The sequence below is a fragment of the Microbacterium deferens genome (assembly GCF_045517775.1).
GTDB lineage: Bacteria > Actinomycetota > Actinomycetes > Actinomycetales > Microbacteriaceae > Microbacterium.
In genome coordinates, this window is the sequence record NZ_JBEUWT010000001.1 from 1,666,265 (window position 1) to 1,683,187 (window position 16,923).

15 protein-coding genes are annotated in these 16,923 nt (G+C 70.7%); 8 read left to right on the forward strand and 7 right to left on the reverse strand.

Annotated features, from left to right (window positions below):
• Positions 1-32: 32 nt before the first annotated feature.
• The 4 genes from ABTU82_RS07875 to ABTU82_RS07890 all read right to left on the reverse strand — a co-directional run bounded on the left by ABTU82_RS07875 (position 33) and on the right by ABTU82_RS07890 (position 6,618).
• Positions 33-2,600 carry a DUF6351 family protein gene (locus ABTU82_RS07875; RefSeq protein WP_407172759.1) on the reverse strand — a complete coding sequence of 856 codons (2,568 nt, stop codon included), beginning with the start codon at positions 2,598-2,600 and terminating at the stop codon, positions 33-35.
• A 115-nt stretch (positions 2,601-2,715) separates the two neighbouring features.
• The gene (locus ABTU82_RS07880; protein WP_407172760.1) at positions 2,716-3,585 is read right to left on the reverse strand and encodes a PaaX family transcriptional regulator; all 870 of its coding nucleotides are present in this window, start codon (positions 3,583-3,585) and stop codon (positions 2,716-2,718) included.
• Positions 3,586-3,628: 43 nt separating this feature from the next.
• The gene (locus ABTU82_RS07885) at positions 3,629-4,489 is read right to left on the reverse strand and encodes a serine hydrolase (RefSeq protein WP_407173306.1); all 861 of its coding nucleotides are present in this window, start codon (positions 4,487-4,489) and stop codon (positions 3,629-3,631) included.
• Positions 4,490-4,623: 134 nt separating this feature from the next.
• On the reverse strand, positions 4,624-6,618 hold the full coding sequence (locus ABTU82_RS07890) for a M13 family metallopeptidase (protein ID WP_407172761.1): 1,995 nt from the start codon (positions 6,616-6,618) through the stop codon (positions 4,624-4,626).
• Positions 6,619-6,683: 65 nt separating this feature from the next.
• Between ABTU82_RS07890 and ABTU82_RS07895 the strand changes: the two genes are divergently transcribed.
• Together ABTU82_RS07895 and ABTU82_RS07900 are read left to right on the forward strand one after the other, a co-directional pair.
• Positions 6,684-8,012, forward strand: coding sequence for an MATE family efflux transporter (locus ABTU82_RS07895; protein ID WP_407172762.1), 1,329 nt, complete (start codon positions 6,684-6,686; stop codon positions 8,010-8,012).
• A gap of 109 nt (positions 8,013-8,121) precedes the next feature.
• Positions 8,122-8,334, forward strand: coding sequence for a hypothetical protein (locus ABTU82_RS07900; RefSeq protein ID WP_240606927.1), 213 nt, complete (start codon positions 8,122-8,124; stop codon positions 8,332-8,334).
• A 15-nt stretch (positions 8,335-8,349) separates the two neighbouring features.
• On the opposite strand, the gene ABTU82_RS07905 is transcribed toward ABTU82_RS07900, so the two are convergent.
• A complete protein-coding gene (locus tag ABTU82_RS07905) occupies positions 8,350-8,982 on the reverse strand; it encodes a TrmH family RNA methyltransferase (protein WP_407172763.1) in 633 nt (210 codons plus the stop codon).
• A gap of 201 nt (positions 8,983-9,183) precedes the next feature.
• Here ABTU82_RS07905 and ABTU82_RS07910 point away from each other — a divergent pair, with 201 nt between their 5' ends.
• The gene (locus tag ABTU82_RS07910) at positions 9,184-10,515 is read left to right on the forward strand and encodes an Nramp family divalent metal transporter (RefSeq protein ID WP_407172764.1); all 1,332 of its coding nucleotides are present in this window, start codon (positions 9,184-9,186) and stop codon (positions 10,513-10,515) included.
• 9 nt (positions 10,516-10,524) lie between these two features.
• Positions 10,525-11,172 (forward strand): metal-dependent transcriptional regulator, encoded by a 648-nt coding sequence (locus tag ABTU82_RS07915; RefSeq protein WP_407172765.1) that lies wholly within the window; start codon positions 10,525-10,527, stop codon positions 11,170-11,172.
• A 3-nt stretch (positions 11,173-11,175) separates the two neighbouring features.
• Here the strand turns inward: ABTU82_RS07915 and ABTU82_RS07920 are convergent, their stop codons facing one another.
• Positions 11,176-12,123, reverse strand: a complete 948-nt coding sequence (locus ABTU82_RS07920; RefSeq protein ID WP_407172767.1) for an SDR family NAD(P)-dependent oxidoreductase — start codon at positions 12,121-12,123, stop codon at positions 11,176-11,178.
• 111 nt (positions 12,124-12,234) lie between these two features.
• Between ABTU82_RS07920 and ABTU82_RS07925 the strand changes: the two genes are divergently transcribed.
• Both ABTU82_RS07925 and ABTU82_RS07930 read left to right on the forward strand, forming a co-directional pair.
• Positions 12,235-13,059: an HAD-IIA family hydrolase gene (locus ABTU82_RS07925; RefSeq protein WP_116648201.1), complete on the forward strand. Its 825-nt coding sequence runs from the start codon at positions 12,235-12,237 to the stop codon at positions 13,057-13,059.
• Positions 13,059-13,631 (forward strand): YdeI/OmpD-associated family protein, encoded by a 573-nt coding sequence (locus tag ABTU82_RS07930; RefSeq protein WP_116648202.1) that lies wholly within the window; start codon positions 13,059-13,061, stop codon positions 13,629-13,631. The genes ABTU82_RS07925 and ABTU82_RS07930 overlap by 1 nt, the downstream gene beginning before the upstream one ends.
• Before the next feature lie 114 nt (positions 13,632-13,745).
• On the opposite strand, the gene pyrE is transcribed toward ABTU82_RS07930, so the two are convergent.
• Positions 13,746-14,339: an orotate phosphoribosyltransferase gene (gene pyrE / locus ABTU82_RS07935; RefSeq protein ID WP_407172769.1), complete on the reverse strand. Its 594-nt coding sequence runs from the start codon at positions 14,337-14,339 to the stop codon at positions 13,746-13,748.
• Positions 14,340-14,473: 134 nt separating this feature from the next.
• Between pyrE and ABTU82_RS07940 the strand changes: the two genes are divergently transcribed.
• Together ABTU82_RS07940 and ABTU82_RS07945 are read left to right on the forward strand one after the other, a co-directional pair.
• A complete protein-coding gene (locus ABTU82_RS07940; RefSeq protein WP_407172771.1) occupies positions 14,474-15,319 on the forward strand; it encodes an exodeoxyribonuclease III in 846 nt (281 codons plus the stop codon).
• A gap of 74 nt (positions 15,320-15,393) precedes the next feature.
• Positions 15,394-16,788: an HNH endonuclease signature motif containing protein gene (locus ABTU82_RS07945; RefSeq protein ID WP_407172773.1), complete on the forward strand. Its 1,395-nt coding sequence runs from the start codon at positions 15,394-15,396 to the stop codon at positions 16,786-16,788.
• Positions 16,789-16,923: the final 135 nt, after the last annotated feature.

The window sequence follows — 16,923 nt, forward strand, 5'->3', positions numbered from 1 at the left end:
GACGTCATCGACGCCGCACGCCGGCCGGGCGATCACGCGGACCGGCGACGCCGCAGGGCGAAGGCGAGCCCGCCTCCCGTGGCCAGCGCGCCGGCCAGCAGCGCGAGCCCCCACGGCAGCGTCGCGCCGGTCGCCGCGAGCGGCGACCCTGCGACCGCCGTCGGCGTCGGGCTCGGCACGGGGGTCGCCGTCGGCGACGGGACGGCCGTCGACGTCGCGCTCGCGCTCGGACTGGGCGACGGTGCCGCTGCCGCCGTCACCGTGGCCGTCGCGGCCGAGACCGCCGATCGCGACACCCGACCCTCGGCCTCGGCGGTCACCCGCACCGTGAGACGCGCGCCCTCTTCGGCGGCGGTCGGCGCGAACTCCGCGGAGGAGGCGCCGGCGATCGCGACACCGTCCGCGAACCAGGCATACGACAGGGCGGCGTCCGCGGGGTCGGCGTCGACGGTCGCCCGCAGCGTCGAGCCGACGAGCGCCTCTCCGGCCACGGCCGGCGCGTCGAGGCCCACCCGCTCCGTGTCGCCGAAGTCGAGCCACGTGCCCTCGAGCTCCGCGTAGCCCTGGCTGGGCTTCGTCCAGTCGCAGACGCCCTCGGAGAACACGGCGGTGATCGCCGACCACTGCTCGTCGGTGAGCACCGGGTAATCGGCACGCACCGGAGCCGTCAGCTGGCACTTCGGCACGTCGCGCAACAGGCCTTCGCCCGCTTCGTAGCGCGGCTCGGAGTGGTACGGGTACAGCGTGTTGCAGGCGGTCGTCGGGTCGGAGTAGTCGAGCTCCTCCGCGATGAAGGAGCCGGCGCCGTCGAAGCATCCGTCTTCCAGCCCCGCCGGGCGCGCATCCACCGTGCGCTCGCGATCGGCCGGGCCGCCCCGCGCCTCGATCTCCTCCAGCCACTCGTCGAGGTAGGCGAAGGCCTGCTCGCGCATCGTGTTGTTGACCGCCCCCTCGGGGCTGGTCCAGTTCACGTGGGTGTCGGCATCGCCGTGAGCCGCCAGCATCCGCTCTCGGATGATGGCGGAGCGGTACCGCTCGTGGAAGTCGCCGCGCAGATCGGAGTATCCGCGGATCTCGAGCACGGGGATCGCCTGGAGGCCGCCCGTCATCATGTTGATACGGCCGGTCTCGAACGCCCGCTCGATCGCCTCGACGCTCGCGACCGAGCGCTCCGCGGTCCGGACTCCGTCGACGTCCATGCCGCCGATGTTCTCGTTCAGGCTGAGGAACTGCTCGACCGTGATCTCGCCGTCGTGCAGAGCGTCGAGTCCGTACTGCACGCCAACATTGTCGGGCTCCACGCGCAGGCCGCGTCCCTGGTCGTCCACGCCGTAGACGTTCTTGACCATGTCGGCGATCGTGCAGCGCAGACCCCCGGGATTCGTCGGCGACCACCTGTCGGCGACCGGCACCGCGGCCGCGCAGCCGCGGTTCGGGTCGTCGACGCCGTCGAAGAAGGTGAATCCGATGCACGTGCCGGTGACCGCGTGGCCGCTCACCGCGAGCTTCTCGGCATCGGTCCATCCCGAGCCGGCCGGGCTCGCCCAGTAGTTCTGCAGCCCGCGGCAGTCATGCCCGCCCACGGTCGTGGTGCGCTCGTCGGGGTAGCCGATCTCGCCCAGCACGCCATCGAGGATGCCGGGGTAGTTGTTCGACAGCAGCAGCTGCTGCATCGTGCCGGCCGAGCCGCCCGACCCCATGGTGAAACGCACCTCTCCGTGCGTCTCGACGAACTTCTCCTTGACCATCATCGCGGTCTCGGCGCTCGTGACGTCGTTGCAGTTCTGGGCGTAGACGTTGAGGGTGGCGGATGCGACGGCGTACCCGTTCCGCAGGAACAGGTCGTTCTCGACCCCGCCGGTGCTCGCGCCCTGCCAGTACCCGACGCCGCACGCGCCGCCGAACGTGTAGGCGAGCTTGCCGGTCCAGCCGGGGAGGTCGTGCGTCGGCGACGGTGCGGGCGTGCCCGGTTCGTGCAGCACCGCCGTCTCGTACACGGCACGATTGACGGTTCCGCGCTCGATACGCACGACGTACGGCACCTCGACGCCGTCGACGACCGTCGTGGCGAGGTCGGCCGGGGTCGTCCCGTCGGTCGGGTAGTCGGCGAACGCACCGGCGCTCGTGCGGTAGCGGTAGGTGACGAAGGTCTCGTCGGTCTGGCAGTCCTCGTCGAGGGCGCCGAAGTTCCACGGCGCGCCCGACGCGGTGCAGTACATCGGATGCTGCGGACCTGAGAACACCGGACCGGAGGCCGGGTGGTTCACGACCTCGAGCCGGGCGGATCCGGCCGAGCCGGTCTCGACCACGATGTCGCTCGACCCGAGGGGCAGACCCTCGACCAGGCCGACCAGACGATCGCCGTCGGCGACGAACGCCGACGAGACGTCGGCGCCCGCCGCGGTGACGCGCACCGCGCCGCCGGCGCCTGTCACCGCGATCAGGGCGTCGCCGCCTGACACGCTGTCGGCGCGACCGGAGAGGATCTCGACGCCCACCGCGTCGGCAGCCACGGCCGGCGGGGTGAGCATCGCGAGGGCGACGGCGGATGCTGCGGCGACAGCTCCGACGGCGGCGAACAGATTTCGGGGTCTTCTCATGCGGATGCCTCCGAGCGGGGAAAGGACGACGTCGTCCGGGCGGCGTCGTTGCCGCCTTCTGCCCAGATGTTAGAAGCTCAGGTGTCGACCGTCAAGAAAGTATCGAGTATCAACCTCACAGGCGACGGTCGGTCACCTGTTCGGCCAGTGCGGGGTCGACCGCCGCCACGAACGCGCGGAACCGTTGCACGCTCGCCGGAGCGAGCGATCCGTGCCACTGGGCGAAACGACGGCGAAGCGGCACCCGCGGCCAATCGTCCGCCAGGATCGCGAGCGGGAGCGCGGGATCACTCTCGCGGAACGACTGCCACCCCAGCATCAGCCGCGACCGGAGGGCGAGCGCCTCGGCCCCCGACGCCGGGGTCTCGCTCGCGTCGAGCACGGCGCCGAACGCGTCGTAGTGCCCTCGGATCTCGTCCAGATTCCAGGCCGACCGCGGGCTCGCCCCACCCGACCGCTCGAGGGGGGCGCGCAGGGCGGTGGCATCAGCGACTCCGAGCTCCGTCAGCTGCGCGAGCGCGTCGGAGGCCGGCACTCGGGCGGAGATCCACACCCCGTCGTACAACGGCGCGAAGCCGAGCCACCGCAGGCGAGTACGCGACGAGTGCCGCAGTGCGCGATGCGACTCGGGGATCGAGAACGCCACGACCGTCCAGGCGCCGTCCCACTCCGGCTCGCGCACCCCGAACGCATCGAGCCAGCGCGCCTCGTCGTCGATGACCGCGCTCCCCCGCTCCGTCAGCCGGTGCGAGGTGCGCCGCCCCTCGCGCTCGGTCGCGAGCAGACCGATCTCGACGAGCCGCGCGAGGGCAGCTCGAGCGGCGGGTTCCTTGACGCCGAGATCACCGAGGGCCCGCAGAGCAGCCCCCGTCGGCAGCGCCTCGGGCACGTGCCACCAGTAGTCGCCGAAGAGGGTGAGCACCTGCCGGGCGGGAGACACGCGCCGGACGGCGATCGCCTCCCCGCCCAGGGCTGTCGACATCATCCCGCCATCCTCCCACCGCGGGTCGCGGTGGGAGCCGACGCGGTCAGTACACGTACTCCATGAGTTCGACACCCAGAGTGCGGAACGCGTCGTGAGCGCGCAGCCGGTGCGTGATCGACAGGTCGTCGAAGCAGACGATGAGCGCGTAGGAGACACCCGCCCGGGGGCCGGCGAGCACCCCGGCCTCGGCACGCACGCCGGCGCCGCGGCCGGTCTTGTTCACGAACAGCAGCTCGTGCTCGTCGTGCTCGTGAGCGAACGGATCCAGCCCCGTCGCCGACGCCACGAGACTCAGATCGTGGTTGAGGCTCAGCCACTCCGAGACCTGCGCGCTGACCCCGGGGCTGACGGCCTTCGAGTTCACGAGCGACGAGAACAGCTGCGCCAGCTCGCGCGCCGAGGCGAGCGCGACCTGGGGCGCGTCGTCGGGCCCGCGTGCGTCGCGGAACCGGTCGAGCAGCGCCGAACGTTCAAGGCCCAGCGACTCGATGCGGGCGCGCACCGCGGGCAGCCCCACCCGCTCCAGGAGCGCATTGGTCGCGAGCGCATCGCCCACGGCGGCGGCCAGCACGGCCGCGTCGACCAGCGGAAGGGCGGGGATCTTCATGTGCTGCCAGATGCCCGCGACGCCCACGTGCTCGAGGCCCGCTCGATCGACGATCTCGAGCGGGTCGAGGCGCCCCTCCTCGAAGGCCGCCGCCACCTCGATCAGGAGCGGCACCACACCGAGACCTCCGACGGGGTGCGTGTCGAAGTCGTCGCCGGCGAGCACCGGGGTGCCGCGATCGAGATCGTCGACACGCACCGACACGCGGGCACCCGACGCCGCGACGGCGTCGAGCGCGCGCAACGTCGACGTGAACGACCTCGCCGCGGAGCGTGCACGACGCGGCGAACCCCGCATCTCCGTGCGATCGGTAGCCCGCAGCGGGGCGGCCTCACGCGAGGAGTCGGCAGACGTGCCCACGGCGGCCCCCCTCTCCGGTCCGGTCAATCGCTCGACGGTCGATGCAGCATCCGGATCTCACCAGACGCGGGTTACCAGATGGTGACCCGACGGTCGGGGTCCAGCCACAGGTCGTCGGCCTCGGTGACGTCGAACGCGTCGTAGAACGCGTCGATGTTGCGCACGATCTGGTTGCAGCGGAACTCGTTCGGCGAGTGCGGGTCGATCGTGAGGAGGCGGATCGTCTCGGCGTCGCGCCCCTTCTGCTGCCAGACCTGTGCCCAGCTGATCAGCAGGCGCTGGATGCCGGTGAGGCCGTCGACGACCGGCGCTTGCGTGGAAGCGTCGTCGGAGACCGCAGCGCTCGAGGACTGCAGCGACAGTCGGTAGGCGCGGATGGCGATGCCGAGGCCCCCCAGGTCGCCGATGTTCTCACCGATCGTGAGCTCGCCGTTGACCTTGTGCTCGTCTGACAGACCGCGCGGCACGAGCTCGTCGTACTGGTCGATGAGCGCGCGCGTGCGCTGCTCGAAAGCGGTGCGGTCGGCGTCGGTCCACCAGTCGCGGAGCGATCCGTCGCCGTCGAAGCGGCTGCCCTGGTCGTCGAAGCCGTGACCCAGCTCGTGACCGATCACGGCGCCGATTCCGCCGTAGTTCGCCGCCGCGTCGCGGTCGGCGTCGAAGAACGGGTACTGCAGGATCGCCGCGGGGAACACGATCTCGTTCATCAGCGGGTTGTAGTAGGCGTTCACCGTCTGCGGCGTCATCAGCCATTCGTCGCGGTCGATCGGCTGCCCGACCTTGCCGAGCTGGCGGTCGTGCTCGAACACGTGCGCCCGGCGCACGTTGCCGACCAGGTCGGTTGCGTCGACCTCGAGGCCGGAGTAGTCGCGCCACTTCACGGGGTAGCCGATCTTCGGCGTGAACGCGTCGAGCTTGGCGAGCGCGCGTTCGCGCGTCTCGGGACTCATCCACTCGAGATCGGAGATCGACTGCCGGTAGGCCTCGATGAGGTTGGCGACCAGCTCGTCCATGGCCTCCTTCGCCGACGGCGGGAAGTGCCGCTCGACGTAGACGCGACCCACGGCCTCGCCCAGGGCCGCCTCGACGAGGCTGACGCCGCGCTTCCACCGCTCGCGGTTCACGGGCACGCCGGTGAGCTGCGTGCCGTAGAACGCGAAGTTCTCGGCGACGAACTCGTCGCTGAGGAACGCGGCGGCGGCGTGCACGATCTTGAAGCGCAGCCACGCCTTCCAGTCGTCGATCCGCTCGGCGGTGAGCACCGTCTGCAGCGCTTCGACGAAGCTCGGCTGGTAGAGCACGACCTCGGAGAAGGCGTCGGCGTGCCCGGGCGCGATCGCATCGAGCCACGGTCCGAGGTCGACGCCGGCGAGGGCGAGGGTCTCGTCCCAGGTGCGCAGGTTGTAGGTGGCGACCGCGTCGCGGCTGCGCACCTTGTCCCAGTGGTGGGTGGCGATGTCGGCCTCGAGGGCGAAGACGCGGTCGGCGGATGCTGCGGGCTCGGCGACACCCGCGAGACTCAGGATCCGCTCGATGTGGGCGCGGTAGGCCGCGCGCACATCGGCGAAGTTGTCGAGGCGGTAGTAGCTCTCATCGGGAAGCGAGAGTCCGCCCTGGATGACGAAGGGCACGTAGCGCTGCGGGTTGCCCGGATCGGGCTCGACGTAGAGCTCGATCAGACCGTTGACGCCATCGCGCTCGAGCCTGCCCACGGTGCGCAGGAACGACGCGACGTCGTCGATGTCGTCGACGAGCGCGAGCTGATCGGCGATGGGGGCGGACCCCAGCTCGGCGATGCGCGCGGTGTCGGTGAAGCTGGCGAAGAGGTCGCCGATCTTGCGGGTCTCGGTGCCGGGCTCGGCGTCCTGCGACTCCTCGATGATCGTGCGCACGTGGCTCTCGGCCTGCTCGGCGAGCACATGGAAGGCGCCCCACCGAGCCTTGTCGTCGGGGATCTCGGTGCGGTCGAGCCACTGTCCGTTGACGTGACGGAAGAGGTCGTCCTGGGGGCGGATCTCGTCGCTCAGCTCGTCGAGCGCGAGACCGGAGCGGGGGGAATCGGTCATGCGACAAGGATAGGCGCGCCGCTGCGGAGTCGGCTGGGAACGGCGAGGACTCTACGCTCGAAGCCGTGACAGCCGACACGCTCAACCGCGACATCCTGCGCCTCGCCGTGCCGGCACTGGGCGCCCTCGTCGCCGAGCCGCTGTTCCTCGTCGTCGACTCGGCGCTGATCGGTCACCTCGGGGTCGACCCGCTCGCCGGTCTCGGCATCGCCGGTGCGGTGCTGCAGACGATCGTCGGGCTGATGGTCTTCCTCGCCTACTCGACGACCCCCGCGGTCGCCCGGCGCTTCGGCGCCGGTGATCCGACCCGCGCGGTGTCGGTCGGCATCGACGGGATGTGGCTCGCGCTGTGCATCGGAGCCCTGTTGGCCCTCGCCGGCTCACTCGCCACCCCGTTCCTCGTCGGGCTCTTCCGCGCGCCGGAGAGCGTGGCCATGCAGGCCGAGATCTACCTCGGGATCTCGATGTGGGGCCTGCCCGCGATGCTCATCGTCTTCGCCGCGACCGGACTCCTCCGCGGCATGCAGAACACCGTCACGCCCCTGTGGATCGCCGGCATCGGCTTCGCGGCGAACGCCCTCCTGAACGGGCTGTTCATCTACGGCTTCGGGTGGGGGATCGCCGGTTCGGCCGTCGGAACCGTCATCGCCCAGTGGTCGATGGTCGGGGCGTACGTCGTCGTCGTCGGTCGCCTCGCGCGCAGGCACGCCGCATCCGTGCGCCCGCAGAGCGAGGGCGTGCGCGGCTCCGCCGTGTCGGGGGGATGGATGCTGCTGCGCACCGTCAGCCTGCGCGCCGCCCTGCTCGCCACCGTCGTCGTCGCCACCGGGCTCGGCGCGCCGGAGCTGGCGGGGTGGCAGGTCGTGTTCACCATCTTCTCCACCGCCGCATTCGCCCTCGATGCCCTCGCCATCGCCGCGCAGGCCCTGGTCGGAAAAGGACTCGGTGCCGAAGACCCCCGGGGCGTGCAACGGGTGCTCCGGCGCACGACGGCGTGGGGCGTGTGGTTCGGAGTCGTCGTCGGCGGGGCGATCGCGGCTCTCTCGGGTGTGATCGGACTCGTCTTCACGGGCGACCCGGCGATCGCCGCGCTCATCCAGCCGGCACTGCTCATCCTCGCCGTCGCGCAGCCGGTCGCCGCCGTGGTGTTCGTGCTCGACGGCGTGCTGATCGGCGCCGGCGACGCGCGCTACCTCGCCGTGGTCGGCGGACTGAACCTCGTCGCTTTCGCCCCCGCACTGGTGCTGGTCGCCGTGCTGGGCCCGACCGACGCGAGCGGCCTCGCCTGGCTGGCGGTGACGTTCTTCGGGGTGTACATGCTCGCGCGCCTCGCAACCCTGGGCTGGCGGGTGCGCGGCACCGCCTGGATGACGGTCGGCGCGCGTCAAGCCTGACCGCCTCCCCAGCCCGACATCCGTGGGAGTTGTCCACCGGTCGGCACCCCCACCGGCGACGCGTGACTTCGCACTGGAAGTGCGGGGTCATGGTGACGACAATGGAGAGGTGCTGACGGTGACCGAGCCCCAGGTGTGGACCCTGATCGGCGTGTTCGCCGCCATGATGTTCGGCATGCTGACGATCGTGTCGACCTTGTTCGTGCGCGTCCTGCGCGTGGAGATCGGGTCGCTGCGCACCGAGATGACGTCACGCATCGACAACCTCGACCGGGACGTCCAGGCTCTCGTCAAGCACACCTTCGGCATCGACCGCGGCTGAGCCTCGGCCGGGTCGCTACTGCGCCCAGCGGCGGCTCCACTCGTACATCACGACCGCCGCGGCGGCCGAAGCGTTGAGAGACCGCGTCGACCCGTACTGGGTGATCTCGACGACGCCGGATGCGGCGGCGACCGCCTCGGGAGAAAGCCCGGGGCCCTCCTGACCGAACAGCAGCACGCAGGCCTCGGGCAGATCGGCGCGGTCGACCGGAACCGAGCCGTCGACGTTGTCGACCGCGACGACCGGCAGCGAGGCGGCTTCGGCCCAGGCGACGAACGTCGCGACGTCTTCGTGGTGGCGCACGTGCTGGTACCGGTCGGTCACCATCGCGCCACGGCGGTTCCACCGACGCTTGCCGATGATGTGCACCTCCGCGGCGAGGAACGCGTTGGCGCTGCGCACGATCGACCCGATGTTCAGATCGTGCTGCCAGTTCTCGATGGCGACATGGAACGGGTGGCGCCGCTCGTCGAGGTGGGCGATGATCGCCTCCATCGTCCAGTAGCGGAACTCGTCGACGACGTTGCGCCGGTCGCCCTTCGCGAGCAGCTCGGGGTCGAAGCGCGGATCGTCGGGCCACTCGCCCTGCCAGGGCCCCACGCCGTGCGCGACCTCGGCCTCGGGTTCGGTCAGGCCGTCAGCATCCACCGCCTCAGGCTACCCGCGCTCGCCTCTGCCGGAATGTGGCGCATTCCTGCGACTGACCCCATCGATTCGTGGCGTCAGTCGCCGGAAACTGGCGCATTCGTCTCGCACGACGGCGGTGGGAGGCCGATGGAGTCGCAGGAGGGCGGATGCGGCGCCGCAGGCGGTGTTTTCGGTGAGCCGAAATATGGCTAAGGTTTCGGTATGCCGAAAAGCGATGTCGCGATGGCGCGAGCGCCCCGCACCACCCGGCCCCCGCGCGCCGCCTGGCTGATCGGCCCCGCCCTCGTCGCGGGGGTCGCGTACCTCGACCCGGGCAACGTCGCGAGCAACATGACCGCGGGCGCCGTGTTCGGCTACCTGCTCGTCTGGGTCGTCGTGCTCGGCAACGTCATGGCCTGGCTCATCCAGTACCTCTCGGCCAAGCTCGGCATCGTCACGGGCGAGAGCCTGCCCGAGGCCCTGGGCCACAGGATCCGTCGCCCGTGGGTGCGGCGCGCGTACTGGCTGCAGGCCGAACTGGTGGCGATGGCGACCGACATCGCGGAGGTCATCGGCGGCGCGGTCGCCCTCAACCTGCTCTTCGGCGTGCCCCTCCTGTGGGGCGGGGTCATCACCGGGGCGGTCTCGATGGCGTTGCTGGTCGTACAGTCGCGGCGAGGTGCGCGCCCCTTCGAATTCGTGATCGTCGGACTCCTGGCCATCATCGCCATCGGCTTCATGTTCGGCGTCTTCATCGCCCCACCCGACCCCGCCGGTGTCGTCGGGGGTCTCGTGCCCCGGTTCGAGGACTCGCAGTCGGTGCTGCTGGCCGCATCCATCCTCGGCGCCACGATCATGCCCCACGCGATCTACGCCCACTCCGCGCTCGCCCGCGATCGTTTCGATCCGGAGGGCGCGGCCGACGCGAGGCGGGCGGGCACTTCGACCGAGCACGAGCGCAAGGCCGCGCGCGACGGCCTCGAGAAGGCTCGGGGCATCGGCACCGCCCGGCTGCTCCGCGCCACGCGGTGGGACGTCACGATCGCCCTCGCCATCGCCGGAACCGTCAACCTCGCGATCCTGCTGCTGGCGGCCGCCAATCTCGCCGGAGTGCCGGGTACCGACACGCTCGAGGGGGCCTACGGCGCCCTCCGCGACGGCATCGGCCCGCTCGTGGCCACCCTCTTCGCGGTCGGCCTGCTCGCCAGCGGCCTCGCGTCGACCTCCGTCGGGGCGTACGCGGGCGCCGAGATCATGCACGGCCTGCTGCGCATCCGGGTGCCGCTGCTCGCACGGCGTCTCGTCACCCTCGCCCCGGCACTGGTCATCCTCGGCCTCGGCGTCGACCCCACCCTCGCCCTCGTCCTGAGCCAGGTCGTGCTGTCGTTCGGCATCCCGTTCGCCCTGATCCCGCTCGTCGCCCTGACCGCGAAACGCGAGGTGCTCGGACGGTTCCGCAACCGCTTCATCACGACGGCGGCGGGGATCGCCGCATCCGTGTTCCTCATCGCCCTGAACGGCCTGCTGCTCTGGCTGGTGCTGACGGGCGGTTAGCCTGTTCGCGTGGCCTCCCCTGCCGTCGACGACTACCTGAAGACGATCTACCACCACACCGAGTGGCAAGACAGTCGCATCACCCCGTCGCAACTCGCGGCCGTGCTGGGGCTCGCGCCCTCGAGCGTCACCGAGATGGTCAAGAAGCTCGCCGCCCTCGACCTCGTCACCCATCGCCCCTACGGCCCCGTCTCGCTCACCGATCTCGGCGAGCGCCGCGCGGCCGCCGTCATCCGCCGCCACCGCCTCATCGAAACCTGGCTCGTGCGCGACTTCGGCTACTCGTGGGACGAAGTGCACGACGAGGCCGACGTGCTCGAGCACTCGCTCAGCGACCGGCTGCTGGAGCGCATCGACGAACGCCTCGGGCATCCCCGCTTCGACCCCCACGGCGACGCGATCCCCGACGCGGAGGGCGCCGTGCATCGCGAGCCGTTCGTGCTGCTCGCCGACGCGCAACCCGGTCATCGGGGGCGCGTGCTGCGGGTCAGCGACCGCGACTCCGCGCTGCTGCGCGCGCTCGTCGACGTGGGCATCGACGTCGACGTCGAGGTCGAGGTCGAGGTTGCGTCGTCGGTGCGAGTGGATGCTGCGCGGGTCGCGCTGCCCGACGGCGCGGCGGATGCGGTGTGGCTCAGCCGAACGGACGGCGACTGACGGTCACTGCGCCGCGCGCGCGGCTTTCGCGAACGGCCACCGCACACCGGTCGCTTCTTCGCACACGGCCCAGAGACGCTCGCCCACGGCGGGGTCGCGCGTGAGGGCCGATGCCGTGGCGGGCCGCGGGGCTCCTCGCGTGATCTGAGCCGGCCCCCAGTACGACCCTCCCTCGGCGCCGATGTCGACGAGCGCGCGCACGAGCGGCCACGCGCCCTCCTCCTTCGACTGCGTGAGCGGTGCTTGCAGGTTCGCGAGGAAGCGCTTGGCGCGAGTGGGCTCGTTGACGTCGCGGATGCCGGCGGTGCGGCCGCTCAGCGAGTATCCGGGGTGGGCGACGAGACTGCGCACCGGCACGCCCGTCGCACGCAGCCGCCGGTCGGACTCGAAGGCGAGCGCGGTCGTCGCCACCTTCGACTGCACGTACGCCCGCCACGGCGTGTACCCGGTGGTCAGTTGCGGGTCGACGGGGTCGTAGTTCCACATCGAGGTCGACATGCTGCCCACCCAGACCATGCGCCCCCGCGCCGCCGCCAGGGGCTGCAGCAGTTCCCCGGCGAGCGCGAAGTGTCCGAGCACGTTCGTGGCGAAGATCAGCTCGTTGCCGTCGACCGTCTCGCGGGTCTTCGGCGGATGCACGACACCGGCGTTCAGCAGCAGGCCGTCGAGTGCCCCGCGGGCGCGCAGGGTGGCCGCGGCCGCCCGCACCGACCCGAGTTTGCTGGTGTCGAGGAGAAGGGTCTCCACCGAGGCGTCCGGCACCCGCCGCACGAGCGCGGCGCGCGCGGTGACGAGCCGGTTCGGGTGGCGCCCGGTGAGCACGACGTGGGCCCCGGCACGCGCGAGCTGCTCGCAGGCGAAGAAGCCGAGCCCCCTGGTCGCGCCGGTCACCGCGAACGTGCGTCCCGTCAGGTCGGAAAGCTCTCGAGGGTTCCACTCCGCTCGCGTCACACCGTCGACGATATCGGCGCGGAGGGCCACGATCGAGGCATGTCCTCGACGGCATAGAACTGGTAGGGAACGCACCCTGCGGCGGCGGATCGCGGGGTTTAGGCTGAGGCCATGCGGACCAGGGGCGACATCGAGTGCTGGCTGACCGATATGGACGGCGTGCTCGTGCACGAGAACGTCCCCATTCCCGGGGCGGCTGACCTTCTCGCGCAGTGGCGCGAAGAGGGGACCCCCTTCCTCGTACTCACGAACAACTCGATCTACACGCCTCGCGACCTGAGCGCTCGGCTGCGAGCGTCGGGGCTCGAGGTGCCCGAAGCATCCATCTGGACCTCCGCCCTCGCGACCGCCGACTTCCTGAAGTCGCAGAAGCCCGGCGGCACCGCGTTCGTGATCGGCGAGGTCGGCTTGACCACGGCCCTGCACGAAGCCGGCTTCATCATGACCGAGACCAATCCCGACTACGTCGTCGTCGGCGAGACCCGCAACTACTCGTTCGAGGCGATCACGAAGGCGATCCGCTTCATCGGCGCCGGCGCCCGCTTCATCGCGACGAACCCCGACGCGACCGGGCCGTCGACCGAGGGGGTCCTGCCGGCGACCGGTGCGATCTCGGCGCTGATCACGAAGGCCATCGGCAAGGAGCCCTACGTCGTCGGCAAGCCGAACCCGATGATGTTCCGATCAGCGCTGAACCGCATCGGCGCGCACTCCGAGAACACGGGCATGATCGGCGACCGCATGGACACCGACGTCGTCGCGGGCATCGAGGCGGGACTTCACACGGTGCTCGTACTCACCGGCATCAGCGACCAGGCCGAGATCGACCGCTACCCCTTCCGGCCCGACGAGATCCTCGGCTCGGTCGCCGAGCTCGTGCGGTCGGAGCCGATCGAGATCGAATTGAGCGAGTCGGAGCTTCCGGACGGACTCTGATGGGGGCACTCGACGACGGGGAGCGCGTGGTCGCCGCGGACGGCGACGCCTGGCTCGCATGGCTCGACCTCCATCACGAGAGCTCACGGGGGGCCTGGCTCGTCCGAGGACGGACGGGTTTCGCTGACCGCCACGTGGCGTACGAAGACGCGATCCTGCACGCGCTGTGCTTCGGGTGGGTGGATGGCCCGGTGCGCGTCTTCGACGAAGAGACGTCGGGGCTCTGGTTCGCGCCACGTCGGCCCACGAGCGGGTGGGCCGCCACGAACAAGGCGCGTATCGCTCGCCTCGAGGCTGAGGGGATGCTGCGACCCGCCGGCATGCGCGCCATCGAAACGGCGAAGCGCAACGGCGCGTGGGAGATGCTCGACGGACCGGAGGCCGGTATCGAGCCACCGGAGTTCACCGCGGCGCTCGACGCGACCCCCGAAGCGCGCACCCGGTGGGACGCTTTTCCGTCTTCGACGAAGAAGTTCGGGCTCACCCAGATCGCCATGGCGAAGCGGCCCGAGACCCGCGCCGCACGCATCGCACGGATCGTCGCCGACGCGGCGCAAGGAAAGAGGCCCTGATGGACGACCGCACCGCGATCCTGCTCGTCTCGTTCGTGATCCTCGCGACGACGCTGGTGGTGTTCGTCGTGCAGTGGGTGCGCTCGCGCCGCGACCGCGACGACGACTGACCCCCTACTGCGGGGCGAGCCCGAGATCGTCGAGGTCGATCGCGGCGAGCCACGTCAGGCCGGCCGCTTCGACCGCGGCCTGCGCGCCGGTCTTGCGGTCGACGATCACCGCAACGGCCAGAACCTCGGCGCCCTCCTTGCGGAGCGCCTCGACCGCCTTCAAGGCCGACTGCCCGGTGGTCGACGTGTCTTCGACGACGATCACGCGCGCACCGGCGACCTCTGCGCCCTCGATCTGACGGCCTCGGCCGTGGTCTTTGGGCTCCTTGCGCACGACGAACGCGTCGACCGGGTCGCCGGCACGGGCGGATTCGTGCAGCACCGCGTTCGCGATCGGGTCGGCACCCAGGGTGAGTCCGCCGACCGCCGAGATGTCGCTCCAGTTCTCGCCGAGCCCCTGACGCATGAGGTCGAGCATGATGCGCCCGATCGCGGGAGCCGCGCGGTGATCGAGCGTGAGCTTGCGCATGTCGACGTAGTACGTGGCCTTCTTGCCGCTCGAGAGCGTGAAGTCGCCGTGGAAGACGGCCTCCTCCCCGATCAGGGCGATCAGAGCCTGGCGGTCGGCTTCGAGCTCGGGCGTGGAGGCGACGGTCATGCTCCGAGCCTAGAGCCCGCAGCATCCGCCGAGTGTGCCCGAAACCGCCGACCGTGCGCGTTCCTTCGGGCACCTCTGGCCGAAAGCGGCACTCTCGGCAAGGCCGACGTGGCCGCGGTCGTAGGCTGGAAACCATGCGCCTGGCCACCTGGAACGTCAACTCGATCCGCGCCCGCGTGACCCGCACCGTCGAGTTCGCCGTGCGCGAGCACATCGACGTGCTGGCCATGCAGGAGATCAAGTGCAAGAACGAGCAGTTCCCCTACGCGCAGTTCGAGGATGCCGGCTACCACGTCGTCGCCCACGGCCTGAACCAGTGGAACGGCGTCGCGATCGCGAGCCGTGAGCCGATCACCGACGTCGAGATCGGGTTTCCGGGGATGCCCGGTTTCGCCAAGGGGCACGAGGGTCCGGATGCTCCGCAGGAAGCGCGTGCGATCGGCGCGACGATCGGCGGGGTCAAGGTCTGGAGCCTCTACGTGCCGAACGGGCGGGCGCTCGACGACCCCCACTACGTCTACAAGCTCGACTGGCTGAGCGCGCTGCAGGAGTACGCCGCCTCGACGCTGGCACAGACGCCCGATCTGGCGCTCGCCCTCACCGGTGACTTCAACATCGCCCCGACCGACGCCGACAACGGCGCGCCCGGTGTCGTCGTCGGGAAGACCACTCACGTGTCGCCGCCCGAGCGTGCGGCCTTCGCCGCCCTCGAGTCGGCCGGCCTCACCGATGTCGTTCGCCCGCTCGTTCCGACAGGCTTCACGTACTGGGACTACAAGCAGCTGGCTTTCCCCCGCAACGAGGGGCTGCGCATCGACTTCGTCCTCGGCTCGCACACGTTCGCCGACGCCGTGCGCGGTGCCGAGATCCACCGCAATGAGCGCAAGGGCGAGGTGCCGAGCGATCACGTTCCCGTGGTGGTCGACCTCGACCTGTCTTCCGACGAAGACGACGACGATCGGCCGATGATCTTCGGCTGAGCCGCCCGCTGCGGAGTTTTCCACAGTCGCCTGCTTTCCGGGCGAGTGTCGTACCTTTGTTCTAGTATGTAGACATGTTCTCGAGCAGTGGCACCCCGACTGGCGGTGAGGCGCGGCGCGATGCCGATGCCCCGCAGTCGGAGGCCGCTGGCTCGGAGTGGCCCGACGAGCGCGAGTGGTTCGACGAGCGCGAGTGGATCGACGCCGACGGTGATCCGGTCGCGGCGGGTCGTGATGGCTTGGATGCGGTGGCGGATGTGTCGACGTTGATGTCGGTGTTCGCCGCGCAACGGTTCGAGCGGGTCGAGGGCTTGCGGCGGGAGGCGATGGCCGAGGCGGCGGTGTTCCGGGGGAAGACGACGGAGATCGTGATGCGGTCCCTGCGGCTCGAGCTTGCGACGGTGTTGCAGGTGACCGAACACATCGCAGAACGGATGCTGGCCACCTCCGACGGCCTCATGAACCGGTACCCGGCGATGCTCGACGCCCTCTCCCACGCACGCACCACGGAGCGGCACGCGGACGTGTTCGTGGAGCTGGTCGACCAGGTGGAGCCGGAGTTGCGGGATCAGGTGGTGCCGCTCGCCGTCGACCTCGCCACGACCCACGCGCTCGGGTCGTTCCGCCGCCTGCTGCGGAAGCTCGTCGACACGGTGCGGGCCGCGACGCTCAGTGATCGGCATGCGGAAGCGGTGCGGGAGCGGCGGGTGGTGGTGCAGCCAGCGGAGGACGGGATGAGTTGGGTGATGCTCTACACCTCCGCGGTGAAGGCCCACGCGATCCAGCACCGCGCGACCGCGATCGCACACGCCCTCGGCGACCAGGAGGGCGAGGAGCGTTCTCTGGACGAGTTGCGTGCGGACGTCTTGGTCGACCTTCTCGTCGATGGGGACGTGCCCGCCCACCCCGACGCGGCGCGCGGAATCCGCGCGGCCGTGGCCGTGACGGTGCCGGTGTTGTCGCTGCTCGATGACGAGCACGCGAACACGGTGCCGGCGGTGGTGGAGGGGGTCGGTCCGATCCCCATCGAGCAGGCCCGGGAACTCTGCGGTGGCGCAGACGGGTGGATGCGGGTGCTCACCCACCCCGAGACGGGGATGGTGCTCTCCGTCGGCCGTGACCAGTACCGCACCCCGGCGGCGTTACGACGTCTGGTGGAGTGGCGGGCGGCGACCTGCATGGCCCCCGGATGCGGAACCCCCGCCCGCCGGTGCCAGATCGACCACCAACTCGCGTGGGAACACGGCGGCACCACCGAACTCACGAACCTCGGCCCACTGTGCGTCGGGCATCACACCATCAAGCATCACGGCGGATGGTGCGTGACACAGATCCCCGACAGCGGCGGCGCACTCGAATGGCTGTCCCCCGGCGGCAGACGATTCGTCGTGCGACCCGAACGGAAAGTCCCCGTCTTCCGACCCGCACCCGACGACGACCGCTCACCCGAAGCCACCGTGCCCTTCTGACCCGCACCCTCCTGGCCCGCGCCCTCCTGGCCCGCGCCCTCCTGGCCCGCGCCCTCCTGACCAGTGCCCTCGCCCGCGCGAGCCGGTGCGCGCGCGAGCCAGTGCCCGCGCGAGCCGGTGCCGGCGCGAACCGCA